This window comes from Roseomonas indoligenes, assembly GCF_017813365.1.
Taxonomy (GTDB): domain Bacteria; phylum Pseudomonadota; class Alphaproteobacteria; order Acetobacterales; family Acetobacteraceae; genus Roseomonas; species Roseomonas indoligenes.
Window position 1 is genome coordinate 117,842 of the sequence record NZ_JAGIZA010000003.1, and the last position, 13,521, is coordinate 131,362.

The 13,521-nt window shown below is 70.3% G+C and carries 15 protein-coding genes, 1 tRNA gene and 1 pseudogene; 2 read left to right on the forward strand and 15 right to left on the reverse strand.

The annotated features are described in order from the left end of the window. Positions 1–91: 91 nt before the first annotated feature. Positions 92–259 carry a 50S ribosomal protein L33 gene (rpmG, locus tag J5Y10_RS05630; RefSeq protein ID WP_140881882.1) on the forward strand — a complete coding sequence of 56 codons (168 nt, stop codon included), beginning with the start codon at positions 92–94 and terminating at the stop codon, positions 257–259. A gap of 88 nt (positions 260–347) precedes the next feature. Here rpmG and J5Y10_RS05635 read toward each other — a convergent pair whose 3' ends face one another. Beyond that, entirely contained in the window at positions 348–1,418 is a 1,071-nt protein-coding gene (locus J5Y10_RS05635) for an alcohol dehydrogenase (RefSeq protein ID WP_209371678.1), read from the reverse strand. A gap of 61 nt (positions 1,419–1,479) precedes the next feature. After that, on the reverse strand, positions 1,480–2,241 hold the full coding sequence (locus J5Y10_RS05640) for a M15 family metallopeptidase (protein WP_209371680.1): 762 nt from the start codon (positions 2,239–2,241) through the stop codon (positions 1,480–1,482). A gap of 126 nt (positions 2,242–2,367) precedes the next feature. Between J5Y10_RS05640 and J5Y10_RS05645 the strand changes: the two genes are divergently transcribed. Beyond that, on the forward strand, positions 2,368–3,471 hold the full coding sequence (locus J5Y10_RS05645) for a TRAP transporter substrate-binding protein (protein ID WP_209371683.1): 1,104 nt from the start codon (positions 2,368–2,370) through the stop codon (positions 3,469–3,471). Positions 3,472–3,507: 36 nt separating this feature from the next. Here the strand turns inward: J5Y10_RS05645 and J5Y10_RS05650 are convergent, their stop codons facing one another. The 13 genes and pseudogenes from J5Y10_RS05650 to plsX form a co-directional block, all read right to left on the reverse strand. Further along, positions 3,508–4,566, reverse strand: a complete 1,059-nt coding sequence (locus J5Y10_RS05650; protein WP_209371685.1) for a toxic anion resistance protein — start codon at positions 4,564–4,566, stop codon at positions 3,508–3,510. Then, positions 4,563–5,318 (reverse strand): hypothetical protein, encoded by a 756-nt coding sequence (locus J5Y10_RS05655; protein WP_209371687.1) that lies wholly within the window; start codon positions 5,316–5,318, stop codon positions 4,563–4,565. The genes J5Y10_RS05650 and J5Y10_RS05655 overlap by 4 nt, the downstream gene beginning before the upstream one ends. Then, positions 5,315–5,437 (reverse strand): hypothetical protein, encoded by a 123-nt coding sequence (locus tag J5Y10_RS28365; RefSeq protein ID WP_280854983.1) that lies wholly within the window; start codon positions 5,435–5,437, stop codon positions 5,315–5,317. Before J5Y10_RS28365 ends, J5Y10_RS05655 begins: the two co-directional genes overlap by 4 nt. 49 nt (positions 5,438–5,486) lie before the next feature. Beyond that, positions 5,487–6,497, reverse strand: a complete 1,011-nt coding sequence (locus J5Y10_RS05660; protein WP_209371689.1) for a branched-chain amino acid ABC transporter permease — start codon at positions 6,495–6,497, stop codon at positions 5,487–5,489. A 3-nt stretch (positions 6,498–6,500) separates the two neighbouring features. Further along, positions 6,501–7,388 carry a branched-chain amino acid ABC transporter permease gene (locus J5Y10_RS05665; protein WP_432761248.1) on the reverse strand — a complete coding sequence of 296 codons (888 nt, stop codon included), beginning with the start codon at positions 7,386–7,388 and terminating at the stop codon, positions 6,501–6,503. Positions 7,389–7,445: 57 nt separating this feature from the next. Continuing rightward, positions 7,446–8,684, reverse strand: coding sequence for an ABC transporter substrate-binding protein (locus J5Y10_RS05670; RefSeq protein ID WP_209371690.1), 1,239 nt, complete (start codon positions 8,682–8,684; stop codon positions 7,446–7,448). 51 nt (positions 8,685–8,735) lie between these two features. Beyond that, complete coding sequence (locus J5Y10_RS05675) at positions 8,736–9,458, reverse strand: ABC transporter ATP-binding protein (protein ID WP_408901573.1); 723 nt, start codon at positions 9,456–9,458, stop codon at positions 8,736–8,738. Continuing rightward, positions 9,451–10,236: an ABC transporter ATP-binding protein gene (locus J5Y10_RS05680; RefSeq protein WP_209371691.1), complete on the reverse strand. Its 786-nt coding sequence runs from the start codon at positions 10,234–10,236 to the stop codon at positions 9,451–9,453. The genes J5Y10_RS05675 and J5Y10_RS05680 overlap by 8 nt, the downstream gene beginning before the upstream one ends. A gap of 109 nt (positions 10,237–10,345) precedes the next feature. Continuing rightward, a tRNA-Pro gene (locus J5Y10_RS05685) sits at positions 10,346–10,422 on the reverse strand. Positions 10,423–10,592: 170 nt separating this feature from the next. After that, positions 10,593–10,943 (reverse strand): annotated as a pseudogene (locus J5Y10_RS05690) (MerR family transcriptional regulator); the annotation flags it as partial. A 47-nt stretch (positions 10,944–10,990) separates the two neighbouring features. After that, complete coding sequence (locus J5Y10_RS05695) at positions 10,991–11,299, reverse strand: integration host factor subunit alpha (protein ID WP_209371704.1); 309 nt, start codon at positions 11,297–11,299, stop codon at positions 10,991–10,993. A gap of 172 nt (positions 11,300–11,471) precedes the next feature. Continuing rightward, complete coding sequence (locus J5Y10_RS05700) at positions 11,472–12,416, reverse strand: beta-ketoacyl-ACP synthase III (RefSeq protein ID WP_209371706.1); 945 nt, start codon at positions 12,414–12,416, stop codon at positions 11,472–11,474. Beyond that, the gene (gene plsX / locus J5Y10_RS05705) at positions 12,416–13,432 is read right to left on the reverse strand and encodes a phosphate acyltransferase PlsX (RefSeq protein WP_245214389.1); all 1,017 of its coding nucleotides are present in this window, start codon (positions 13,430–13,432) and stop codon (positions 12,416–12,418) included. The genes J5Y10_RS05700 and plsX overlap by 1 nt, the downstream gene beginning before the upstream one ends. Between the last annotated feature and the right edge of the window lie 89 nt (positions 13,433–13,521).

Sequence of the window (13,521 nt, forward strand, 5' to 3'; positions counted from 1 at the left end):
CTAAAATGCTTGACGCGGCAGCGTCGGACGCTAGTTTGCGCGGCCTCTACGCCCCGGCCCTGGCCGGCATCCGTCCTATTGGAATCGAGTCATGGCCAAGTCCAACACCATCCAGATCCGCCTCGTCTCCTCCGCCGACACCGGCTACTTCTACGTGACGAAGAAGAACACCCGGAACGCGACCGGCAAGATGGAGAAGAAGAAGTACGATCCGGTGGCCCGCAAGCACGTCACCTTCCGCGAGGCGAAGATCAAGTAATCCGCGGCGGGCCGCTCGCCCGCCACTGAGCGGCATCGGAAGCGCCCGGGGACCAGGGGTCCCGCGGGCGCTTTGCCGCGTCCGCGGCTCAGGCTGCCTCGGCCCTTAGCACCACGCGGCCGGTCACCTTCCCGTCGCGCAGCCGCTCCAGCACGGCGTTCGCCTGCGGCATCGGCTCCGTGGTGACGGGCAGCGCCGCCAGTTTCCCGGCTTTGGCCAGCCCCATCACCGCCCGCAGGTCCGCCAGCGACCCGACATAGGAACCCTGCAGCGTCAGGGCGCGGATGGCCATGATCGGCAGTGGCAGCGTCACCTCGCCCCCGAACAGCCCGACCTGGATCAGCTTCCCGCCCTTGGCCAGCGCATCGAAGGCGAAGCGCGCGGTGGCGCTGCCGTTCACCAGGTCGATTACGGCGGGGGCGGGTCCGTCACAGGCCGCGACGATGGCCTTTGTCGTCCCGGCCCCGTCGGAGGAGGCCAGCACCGTCTCGGTCGCGCCGGCCGCCTTCGCGGCGTCCAGCTTCTCCGCGGAGACATCGACCGAGACGATGCGCCGGTGCCCCAGCGCGCGCAGCATGTGGATGGCGTTCAGCCCTAGCCCGCCGGCGCCCACCAGCACCACGGGCCGGTCCGGCGGCAGATCGCCGAGCTTCTTGATGGCCGCATGCACGGTGATGCCCGAGCAGGCATAGGTCGCAGCCACGGAGGGCTCCACCCCGTCCATCGAGACCAGGTACTTTGCGTCCGGCACCAGAACATGGGTCGCGTAGCCGCCCTGGCGGTAGATGCCGATGGTGCGCGGCGGGTTGGGGCACATGTTGTCCTCCTCCCGCGCGCAGGCCTCGCAGTGCCCGCAGCCGATCCAGGGGAAGACCACCTTGGCCTCGCCGACGGCGACACCCTTCGCATCCGGCCCCATCGCGGCCACGCGCCCGGCGATCTCGTGCCCCATCACCAGCGGCAGGGTCATGCCCCGGTCCTGCATGGAGAGCCGCCCGCGACTGCCCAGGTCGTAGCCACCCTCCCAGATATGCAGGTCGGAGTGGCAGACACCGCAATGCGTCACCTCCACCAGCACCTCGGCGCCCTTCGGCTCCGGCGTCGGCCAGTCCTTCTCCTGAAGGGGCTGTCCCGTCTCCACCACTGCCCAGGCGCGCATGTCGTGTCCTCCTGCTTCGACGGGGATGGCACACCCCGGCCGCCGAGGGGTCAAGCCGGGCTCAGTCGAAGAGTTCCGGCCGGTACTCGAAGTGCATGGTGTCGTAGTGGTACCACTTGCCGCCCCAGATGAACTGCTCGGCCTCGAAGGCCTCCACGATCTCGAAGGGGATGCGGTTGCGGTAGGGGATCTCGCCGTCGCCCCGGGCGCGCGCCCAGTGCCAGTAGTCGGAGTTGCGGGTATTGATGTCGATGGCGGCGCCGAATGCGTGCATGCTCACCAGCCCCGTATCCGCCACGCCACGGCAGCTCAACGTGCCGGCGGAGGGCACGAGATAGGCCTGGAAGCGGTCCGGCAATCCTTCCAGCGAGGCCGCGATCCGTTCCAGCCTGTCGGCCACCCCGTTCACCGTGGTCACGGGGAGTCGCTGCCGGCCCATCCAGGCCACGCCACGCGGGCTGACGCCGCCCCCGTGGCAGTCGCCGTACATGCGCGTGAAGAGCGCGGCGTTGCGGATGCGGCCCGGGCTGAAATCCCGCGGTGGAGGCCCGTCCGTTGGGCCCGGGCGGTAGGGCTGCCGAAGGCCATCGGCCACCGTCGCGTCGTGGAGCATCACCTCGAAGGGACGTTCCGGCAGGCCGGCGCCGATCGGCATCCGCGCCCCGTCCCGCCAGACCAGCAGGTCGCCCTCCACCCCCGCCAGGTGGTCGGGATAGGCGCGCACGAGCCGCGCGATCCGCGCCGCCTCCACCCCCGCCGCCCGCGCCGTGCCCGCCGCGGCCAGGAAACCGGCCAGGAGGGCTCGGCGGCCGGAATTGGGCATGGGGCGAATCCTGGTGGGGGCGTCGATCCCATCCCGGCAACGGCCGGGGCGCCTGTCAATCGCTCCCCTCTTCCGCATGGCGCGCGGGAAGGCTACGCAGGCCACAAGACTCGGGAGAGAAACGCCATGGATCGCCGCGCCCTTCTCGGCCGCGCAACCCTCGCCGCCGGCACTGCCGCGGTGGCGACGCCGCTGGCCGCGCCGGCCATCGCGCAAACGGCGCAGCCCAGCCTGCGCTGGCGCCTCACCTCTACCTACCCGAAGTCGCTGGACTGCATCTACGGCGCGGGCGAGGTCTTCGCGAAGGCTGTCGGCGAGCTGACGGACGACCGCTTCCGCATCACCGTCCACTCCGCCGGCGAGATCACGCCGCCGCTCCAGGCGCTGGATGCCGTGCAGGCCGGCAGCGTGGAGTGCTGCCACACCACCAGCTTCCTCTACACCGGCAAGAACGAGGCCTTCGGCTTCGCCACCGGCCTGCCCTTCGGCCTCAACACCCGCCAGCAGAATGCCTGGATGTATGAGGGCGGCGGGATCGATCTGCTGAACGAGGTGCACCGCAAGTTCAACGTCTACGGCATGCCGCTGGGCGCGACGGGCGCGCAGATGGGCGGCTGGTTCCGCAAGCCGCTCGGCCCGGCCACCGACCTGCAGGGCCTGAAGATGCGGATCGGCGGCCTCGCCGGCCAGGTGCTGTCAAAGCTCGGCGGCGTGCCGCAGCAGCTCGGCGCCGGCGATCTCTACCCGGGCCTGGAGCGCGGCACGATCGACGCCGCGGAGTGGCTCGGCCCCTATGACGACGAGAAGCTGGGCTTCGTGAAGGTGGCGCCCTTCTACCACTATCCGGCCTGGTGGGAGGGCGGCGCCTCCACCTACTTCTACGTCAACCTGGACCAGTGGAACGGCCTGCCGAAATCCTACCAGGCCGCAATCCGCACGGCCTGCGCAGAGGCGACGCACTGGATGGTCGCGCGCTACGACATCCGCAATCCCGACAGCATGCGCCGTCTGATCGCGCAGGGCGCGAAGCTCACGCCTTTCTCCCGCGACATGCTGGACACCTGCTACCGAACCTGGCTGGACATCGAGAAGGACCTCGTCGCGAAGAACCCGGACTTCGCGAAGGTGCATGAGAGCTGGTCGAAGCACCGCGACGACATGCGGACCTGGTTCCGCGTCGCCGAGCTCTCCTTCGACAACTACGTCTCCCAGGCCAGCGCCCGGCGCTGACCTGCTAGCGGGAGCGCGGCACGCCCGCGCTCCCCGTCACTTCCGGGCGGGTGCAGCGGGCGCCCGGGATGCGGTGAGGGCCCGGCGGATCTCACCCTCCGCCTGGGCCAGCGCCTTGGTGGCCTCCTGGCGGCGGCTCCGCCCCTCCTGCGCGATCCGGAGCGAATCCTCGATCGTGGAGACGAGGGCCGCGTTGGCCTTCTGCACCGCCTCCAGATCCACCACCCCGCGCTCGATCTCCGTCCGCACCTCCACATTGGCGCGGCGCAGGCCCTCGGCATTGGCCGTCAGCAGCTCGTTCGTCAGGTCCGTCGCGGCCTTCACCGCCGCGCCCGCCTCCCGCATGCGCTGCAGGGCCAGGGCCTGCGCCAGCTGGGTGCGCCAGAGCGGAACGGTGTTGGCCAGCACGGAGTAGATCCGCCCGGCCAGCGCCTTGTCGTTCTCCTGGATCAGCCGGATGGAGGGCAGCGCCTGCATCGCCACCTGCCGCGTCAGCCGCAGGTCGTGCACGCGCCGGTCCAGGTCCTCCCGCGCCGCGCGCAGGTCGCGCAGGCGCTGCGGCGCCAGCGGGTCGTTCGGGTTCTCCGCCGCGCGCTCCGCGGCCGGGATCGCCTCCCGGTCCGTGCGCTCCATGACGGCCTCGCCCGCCGCCACGTGGTCGGCCAGGGCGTGGAACCACTCCAGCGTGGCGCCATAGAGCCGCTCCAGCCGCTCCACATCCTCCATCAGACGGGTGCGGTGGGTGTCCAGCTTGTCGCCAATCGTCTCCACCTGCCCGCGCACGCTCTCGTAGCGCTGCAGGATGGCGGTCGTCTCGCTGCCGGCACGGCTGAACAGGCGCGAGATCAGCCCGGGCTTCTCGTCCAGCCTCGTCACGTCGAAGCCGCGCAGGGTGGAAAGCAGCTTGGACAGCGAGTCCCCCGCCTCCCCGACCGCGTCGCTGCGGGCGGAGCCTAGCATGGCATCGGCCGCCGCGGCGGCACGCCCCTGCGCCTCCTGCCCGAAGCGGGTGATGCTGACGGGATCGTTCAGGTCGATCCGGGCGGAGAGTTCGGCCACGCGCTCCGGCACGGGCTCCAGGTTGCTGTCGCTCACGAGATGCCCTCCTGATGCAGGCGGTCCTGCAGGACCTTCACCTGGATTGCCAGCGCCTCGGTCTCCGCCGAGCGCAGGTCGGCGGCGGACTGGCTCGCCACGCGGGTCAGGTCGTCCAACAGGGTCGGCAGGGTCTCCGGCGGATCGGCACCCTGCGCCAGCCGCACCCCGATCCGCTCCAGCCCGTCCACGCCCACCACCAGCACGCGCCGCGCCTGGCCCGCGGCGTCCGGGCGCTGCGCCAGCTCGTCCAGGAGCCCGCGCAGGGCCGTCGCGGCCGGGCGCAGCCGGTAATCCCCGAAAAGAAGGCCTGCCAGGCGGGCCCGCAAAGGCTCCAGCGTATCCGGCGGCTGCGGCACGGGCAGGGGCGGCGGCGCGGGCGGCGGTGCCGCCTCGGTCACGCCCTCATAGAGCAGCCGCGCCCCAGCCCAGGCCATGAGGCCCAGCGCCACGGCACCCACCGGGCCTGTCCCGGCCGCGAAGCCGGCCGCCAAGCCGGTGCCCACGCCCAGCACGGCCCCGGCCCGCCTTGCATCCCCTCGCCGCGCGCGGGCGAGCCTGGACATGGCCATGCCGACCCCGGCCAGCCCGGCGATGGTTCCGCCGACCAGCCGTCCCTCCCCGCTGGCGAGCGCCAGGAAGAAACTCGGCATGAAAGGCACGGCAAAGACGGCGATCGGCACGCCGCGCAGGCCGGTCCACCAGCCCGGCAGCCTGTCGAAGCCCTGATAGGGACGCCGCGGCTGGCTCAATCGAAAAGCTCGATCAGGATGTGCACGAAGGAGAGCACCCCCGTGAAGCCGACACTGGCCGCGATCAGGGCGAGCCCGGCCAGGCGCCGCGCGGGGGCAGGAAGAAGGGAGGGGTTCATCGCGCGCCCTAGATCGCCCCGCGACGCCCCTTGTTCAAGCGGCCGGGGGCTACAGTTTCACCCGGAGGAGACGGGCGACCTCCCCCACGATGCCGGCGCGGAAGGCGAGGACACAGAGGACGAAGATGACGCCCTGGATGATCGTCACCCAGGCGCCGTAGGGGGCGAGGTAGGTCTGCATCCCGACCACGAGGCCCGCCCCGACCACCGGCCCGAAGAGGGTCCCGAGACCGCCGAGAAGGGTCATCAGCACCACCTCCCCGGACATGGCCCAGTGCACGTCCGTCAGGGTGGCGATGCCCACCGTGATGGCCTTGGCCCCGCCCGCGATGCCCGCGATTCCGGCCGAGAGGACGAAGGCGACGAGCTTGTAGTCGTCGACCCTGTAGCCCAGCGAGGTCGCGCGGGGCTCGTTCTCCCGGATCGCGGTCAGCACCTGCCCGAAGGGAGAGCGGATGACGCGCTGGACCAGCAGGAAGCCCGCCAGGAACAGGGCGGCAATGAACCAGTACAGGGTCATGTCCGCCTGCAGGTCGATCAGGCCGAAGAGCTTCCCGCGGGGGATGGACTGGATCCCGTCCTCGCCATGGGTGAAGGGTGCCTGGAGGCAGAAGAAGTAGACCATCTGGGCCAGCGCCAGGGTGATCATGGCGAAGTAGATCCCCGCCCGCCGGATGGCGATCCAGCCGAAGACGAGGCCGAAAGCCGCCCCCGCGACGCCGCCGAGCAGGATCGAGACCTCGGGCGTCAGCCCCCAGACCTTGGCCGCGTGGGCGGCGACGTAGCTGCCCATGCCGAAATAGGCGGCGTGGCCGAAGGAGAGCAGCCCGACATAGCCGATCAGCAGGTTGAAGGCGCAGGCGAACAGGGCGAAGCAGAGCAGCTTCATCAGGAACTGCGGGTAGAGGAAGAAGGGGCACACGACCACCGCGGCGATCATCACCAGCAGCGCGATCCCCTGCGCGCGGTTGAGACCGAGGAGGCCGGGCGCGGAGGGTGGCAGGGTGGCCGGCGGCACGCCCTGGGAGACCTCCGTCCGGAGTGTGGTGGCGGACGCCATGGGTCAGGCCCTTCCGAACAGGCCGGCGGGGCGTGCGAGCAGCACGATCGCCATGATGACGAAGATCACGGTGGCCGAGGCCTCCGGGTAGACCACCCGCGTCAGGCCCTCCACCAGCCCGAGGCCGAAGCCGGTGATGACGGAGCCTAGGATGGAGCCCATGCCGCCGATCACGACCACCGCGAAGACGGTGATGATGAAGTTGGATCCCATGCCCGGGTTCACCGAGTAGATCGGCGCGGCCAACACCCCGGCCAGCGCCGCCAGCGCGACCCCCGCGGCGTAGGTCAGCGTCACCAGCCGCGGCACGTTCACGCCGAAGGCCTGCACGAGCGGCGCGTTCTCCGTCGCGGCGCGCAGATAGGCTCCGAGGCGCGTCTTCTCGATCACCAGCCAGGTCGCGATGCAGACGACGAAGGCGGCGGCCACGACCCAGAGCCGGTACTTCGGCAGCATCATGAAGCCGAGGTCGACCGGCGCGCCCGACAGCGCCGCCGGCGGGGCATAGGGCAGGCCGGAGGAGCCGAAGCCGTTGCGGAACAGCCCCTCGATGATCAGCGCCAGGCCGAAGGTCAGCAGCAGGCCGTAGAGATGGTCCAGCTTATAGAGGCGGGAGATCATCAGCCGTTCCAGCACCACGCCGAAGGCGCCCACGATCAGCGGCGAGAGGATCAGCGCCCCCCAGTAGGGGATGCCCGCCCAGTTCAGCAGCATCCAGGCGACGAAGGCGCCCATCATGAACTGCGCGCCATGGGCGAAGTTGATCACGTTCAGCATGCCGAAGATCACGGCGAGGCCCAGCGAGAGCAGCGCGTAGAAGGCGCCGTTCACCAGCCCCAGCACGATCTGCGGCGCCGACATCTCCAGCTGAAACAGGAATTCCTCGAGCAAGGCGGATCACCCGTGAGAGGCGGGGTACCCGGCGGCGGGCACCCCGCGGATTGCAGTTCAGGTATTGACGAGGGAGCAGCCGCCATCCTTCAGCGGCCGCCACGCCTCCTCGGGCGGGGTCGTGCGGACGAGCTTGTAGTAGTCCCAGGCCCCCTTGCTCTCGCCCGGCGTCTTCACCTCGAACAGATAGGCCGGATGGATCTTCCGCCCGTCCTGCCGGATGGAGCCGGCGCCGAAGGCGTCGTCATCCGTCGGCATCGCCTTCATCCGCATCACCGTCTCCGCACCGCTCGCGCGCGCCTGGGCGACGCCCATGTCGGCAGCGGCCTTCAGGTAGTGCAGCGCCGCGCTGTAGCAGCCCGCCTGCCACATGGTCGGCATGGCGCCGCCCATGCTGCCCTTCACCTTGTTGGCGAGATTGCGGGTGCGGTCGTTCAGGTCCCAGTAGTAGGTTTCGCTCAGCACCAGGCCCTGGGCGGTGTTCAGGCCCAGGCTGTGCACGTCGCTGACGATCATCAGCAGCACCGCGAGCTTCTGCCGGCGCGTCAGCCCGAACTCGGCCGCCTGCTTCACGCAGTTGATCGTGTCCACGCCAGCATTCGCCAGCCCCACCACCTTCGCGCGGGACTGCTGCGCCTGCAGCAGGAAGGAGGAGAAGTCCGTGGTGCCGGGGAAGGGATGACGGATATTCCCGACCACGCGGCCGCCGTTCTTCCTGATCACCTCGCCCGTGTCGCGCTCAAGCGCATGGCCGAAGGCGTAGTCGGCGGTGATGAAGTACCAGCTGTCGCCGCCCGCCTTCACCATGGCGCCACCGGTAGAGTTCGCCAGCATCCAGGTGTCGTAGGTCCAGTGGATGGTGTTCGGGTTGCAGGCCGATCCCGTCAGGTCCGCCGTTGCGCCCGTGGAGTTCAGCATGATGGAGTTCTTCTCCTTCACCACGCTGTTCACGGCCAGCGCGCAGGAGGAGGTGGCGACGTCGATGATGACGTTCACGCCGTCCCGGTCGATCCACTGGCGCGCGATGGTGGAGGCGACGTCCGGCTTGTTCTGATGGTCGCCCTGCAGCACCTCGACGTTGATGCCGCGGCCCGTCACGCCGCTGTCCTGCACGGCCTGGCGCACGCAGGCGACGGAACCCGGCCCGGCGCCGTCGCGGTAGGTGCCGGACATGTCGGTCAGCACGCCGATCTTCAGCGTGTTGTTCGGCTGCGCACGGGCAGCGTTGAAGGGCAGCATGCCCAGCGCGGGCAGGGCAGCGGCGCCACCCAGCAGGGTGCGGCGGTCGATGGTCATTCCTGGTCCTCTCCTGTTCGTTCTTATGGCGTTGCGCCGGAACCGGCGCGGCTAGACCCCGAGATAGGCGTGCAGCCGCTCCATGCTCCCGGCCATCTCGTGATTGGCGACGCTGTCCACCACGCGCCCATGCTCCATGACGTAGTGGCGGTCCGCCACGGTCTGGGCGAAGCGGAAGTTCTGCTCCACCAGCAGCACGGTGAAGCCGCGCGCCTTGATCTCGCGGATCATGGCGCCGATCTGCTGCACGATCACGGGCGCCAAGCCCTCCGTCGGCTCGTCCAGCAGCAGCAGCGGCGCGCCGGTCCGCAGGATGCGCGCGATGGCCAGCATCTGCTGCTCCCCGCCCGAGAGCTTCGTGCCCTGGCTCCGCGCCCGCTCCTTCAGGTTCGGGAACAGGGCGTAGATGGTGGGCAGGTCCAGCCCCCCGTCCCGCACCTTCGGCGGGAGCATCAGGTTCTCCGTCACGTCGAGGCTCGCGAAGATCCCGCGCTCCTCCGGGCAGTAGCCGATGCCCGCGCGCCCGATACCGTCCGGGCTCATCCGGATCGTCTCGCGCCCCTCGAAGATCACGGAACCCGTGCGGCGGCCCGTCAGCCCCATGATGGAGCGCAGCGTGCTCGTCTTTCCCGCGCCGTTGCGACCGAGAAGCGTGACCACCTCGCCCGGGCGGATATCGATGTCCACGCCGTGCAGCACATGGCTCTCGCCGTACCAGGCATTCAGCCCGCGCACGGCCAGCATCGAGTCGGTCTTGGTGGCCGCATCAAGCATGGGCCGCCTCCTGGCTGGCGCCGGACACACCGGGGTCGCTGCCGAGATAGGCCGCAATGACAGCCGGATTGCGCGAGACCTCCGCATAAGGCCCTTCGGCCAGGACCTTGCCGCGGGTCAGCACGGTGATGGCGTCGCAGAGGCCCTCCACGACCTTCAGGTTGTGCTCCACCATCAGCACCGTGCGGCCCTGCGCCACGCGGCGCACCAGCGCGACGATGCGGTCCACGTCCTCATGCGTCATGCCCGCGGTCGGCTCGTCCAGCAGCATCAGCCGGGGCTCGAGCGCCAGCGTCGTCGCGATCTCCAGCGCGCGCTTGCGCCCATAGGGCAGCGTGCCCGCGGGGGCGGCGGCATAGGCGGTCAGCCCGACATCGGCGAGCAGGGCCATGGCGCGATCGTCGTAGCGGCGCAGCACCGCGTCGCTGCGCCAGAAATCGAAGCTGCCGCCCCTCTCCCGCTGCAGCGCGACGCGCACGTTCTCCAGCACCGTCAGGTGCGGAAACACAGCCGAGATCTGGAAGGACCGCACCAGCCCCATCCGCGCCACCTCCGCCGGCGGGGTGCGCGTGATGTCCTGCCCGTCGTAGCGGATCGTCCCACGGGAGGGCTGCATGAACTTCGTCAGCAGATTGAAGCAGGTGGTCTTGCCCGCCCCGTTCGGGCCGATCAGCCCGTGGATCGTGCCCCGCCTGATGCGCAGGTCGACATCGGAGACCGCGAGGAAGCCGCGGAACTCCTTGGTCAGCCCAGCCGTCTCCAGGATGTATTCCTGCACCCAGACCGTCCCATTCCCCATAGCGCCGTCTTCGCGGCTGCGTGGAAGCATGGACGGGCGGCAAGGGCCGCGCAAGCGGAACAGTGTAAGAAGGATTTTGGGGGAGGAATGGTCGGAGCGGCGGGATTCGAACCCACGACCCCCAGTCCCCCAGACTGGTGCGCTACCAGACTGCGCTACGCTCCGACGCGCCGGGGTCTAGCACCCGCCCGCACCGCCCTCAACCCCGGCGGCACGGCTTTCCGCGGCTTTCAGCGGGCCGTCAGGGCCTTCAGCGCGGCGGCTATGGACTCCAGCTCCTCCAGGCAGGCGCGCAGCTCGGCACCTTCCGCGCCCTCCGGCGGCTCGGTCATCGCGCCCTCCCCGGCCTCGCCGGCGGCCTCCACGGCCTCGAGCCCGCCCTCGCGCAGCAGGCGCTGCACGCCCTTGATGGTGTAGCCCTGGGTATAGAGGAGGTCGCCGATGCGGCGGAGGAGGTTGATGTCCTCCGGCCTGTAGTAGCGGCGGCCGCCGCCGCGCTTCAGCGGCTTCAGCTGGGGAAACTTCGTCTCCCAGAAGCGCAGCACGTGCTGCGGGATGTGCAGGTCCTCCGCCACCTCGCTGATGGTGCGGAAGGCATTCGGGGACTTGCGGGCACGGGCGGCGGATTCGCCGCCCTCGCTGATCCCGGAGGGCGGGGTGGGTGTGATATCGCCAAGGACGCTCATGCCGGTCATCGCGCTCCTGCTCAGTCCTTGCCCACTCGATCGCCCGATCAATCGTCGGTCCGGGGCGGCGTCTCGCCGTTGATCCGGGCCTTCAGCACCTGGCTGGCGCGGAAGGAGAGGACGCGGCGTGGGGTGATGGGCACCTCGACGCCTGTCTTGGGGTTACGCCCGATCCGCTGCGCCTTCTGCCGGACGGCGAAGGTCCCGAAAGCGGAGAGCTTCACCGCGTCCCCCGCCTGCAGCGCGGCGGAGATGCGGTTCAGCACGTCCTCAAGCAGGGCCGCGCTCTCGTTCCGGGAGAGGCCGACCTGCATGTAGATCGCCTCGGCCAGCTGAGCGCGGGTGATGGTGTTCACGCGGCCATGCCCCCTCTCGCCCCTGCGGGAATGTCCCGCCGAGGGCGATTGGACCGCCGCACCCCACCCTCCGTCAATCGACTCACGAGGGAAGATGTGGTTTCCGGCACGCAGTGTTGCCGATTTGCCGAGGTGACTCGGCGAGCGAGGAAATCAGGCCGAAGTCGGCCGCTCAGAAGCGCGCCAGCGCCGCGCCCCAGGTCAGCCCGCCACCGATGGCTTCCATCAGGACGAGGTCGCCCCGCGCCACGCGCCCGTCCCGTGTCGCTTCCGCCAGCGCAAGGGGGATCGAGGCCGCGGAGGTGTTGGCGTGGCGGTCCACCGTGACCACCACGCGCTCCGCGGGAAGACCGAGCTTGCGGCCCATGGCGTCGATGATCCGCCGATTCGCCTGGTGCGGCACCAGCCATTGGACGTCGGCCTGGGCCAGCCCGTTGGCGGCCAGCGCCTCGTCAACGGCAGAGGCAAGCTTGGCGACGGCGTGGCGGAACACCTCCCGCCCGGCCATGCGGACAAGGCCGCCCTCCACCTGCAGGATGTCGCCGTGGCGCCCGTCCGAGTGCAGATGGGTGGAGAGGATGCCGCGATCCCCCTCCCCGCCCTCCGCGCGCAGCAGCACGGCGCCGGCACCATCGCCGAACAGCACGCAGGTGCCGCGGTCCGTCCAGTCCAGGATGCGGGTGAAGGCTTCCGCCCCGATCACCAGCGCGCTGCGGCAATGGCCCGTGCGGATCATCGAATCGGCCACGCCGAGCGCGTAGATGAAGCCGGTGCAAGCGGCCGAGATGTCGAAGGAAAAGCCCTGGCGAATGCCAAGCTTCTCCTGAACCCGCGTGGCGGTGGACGGAAAGGCGGAGTCGGGTGTGGCGGTGGCCAGGATGATGGCATCCACCTCCGCGGCATCGGCACCCGCCTGGGCCAGCGCCTCGCGCGCGGCGGCGGCGGCCATGTCGGCCGTGGTCTCGCCCGGGGCCGCCATGTGGCGGCGGCGAATGCCCGTCCGCTCGCTGATCCAGGCATCGGAGGTGTCGAGCCCGTAGGCCTCGGCCAGCTCGTCGTTGGTCAGGGCGCGCACGGGCAGGTAGCCGCCCGTGCCGGCAATCACGGAACGGGTCATCAGCCCGCCACGGCCCCCTGCTTGCGCGCAGCCTGGGCCGCGCTCAGCCGGGCCACGCCCGTGCGGATCCGATCGTTGAAGCCGTGCGTCACCATGTCCATCGCCACATCCACCGCATGGGCGAAGCCGAGCCCGTCCGTGCCGCCATGGCTCTTCACCACCACGCCGTTCAGCCCGATCAGCACCGCGCCGTTGTAGCGGCGGGGATCCATCCACTGCCGCAGCCGATCCAGCGCCGGGCGGGCGAGCAGGTAGCCCAGCCGCGCGGGGATGGAGGAATTGAAAACCTGCCGGAGAAGGCTGCCGACAAGCTTCAGCGCCCCTTCGCCGGTCTTGAGCGCCACGTTGCCCGTGAAGCCGTCCGTCACCACCACGTCCACCGTGCCGGCCGTGATGTCGTGCCCCTCCACAAAACCGTGGAAGCCCGCGCCGATATGGCTCTCGCGCAGCATCTCCGCTGCCTGGCGAATCCGCTCGTCGCCCTTCAGTTCCTCGGAGCCGACATTGAGCAGGCCGATGGTGGGGTCGGTCAGGCCGAGCACGGCGCGGGCGAAGGCGTCGCCCATCACCGCGAACTCCACGAGGTTGCGCGCCTCGTAGGTGATGTTGGCGCCGAGATCGAGCAGCACCACGTCACCCCGCGCCGAGGGGCCGATCGCGGCCAGCGCCGGCCGGTCGATTTCCGGCATCGTCCGCAGCACGATCTTGGCGAGCGCCATCAGCGCGCCGGTGTTCCCGGCGGAGACCACGCCCTCCGCCTCCCCCGCCGAGACGGCGTCGATCGCCAGGCGCATGGAAGCCCCCCGCAGCCGCAGGGCCGCCGTGGGCTTCATGTCGCCGGGGATGGCATCGGGCGCATGGCGGATCGTGCAGATCGCCGCCGCACGGGGCCGGGTGGAGAGGCCGGCGCGAAGCCGCGCCTCATCCCCCACCAGCAGGAAGCGGGCGCCCTTGTGGCGCTCCGCAGCCTGCTCCAGCCCGTCCAGCACGGCATCGGGGGCATGGTCGCCCCCCATGGCATCGACCGCGAGCGCGAAACGCTCCGCTGGTCCGGTGGCACCGGATGCGGCCAATTCCGCGCTCCTCAGCTTGCCAGGACGGGAAG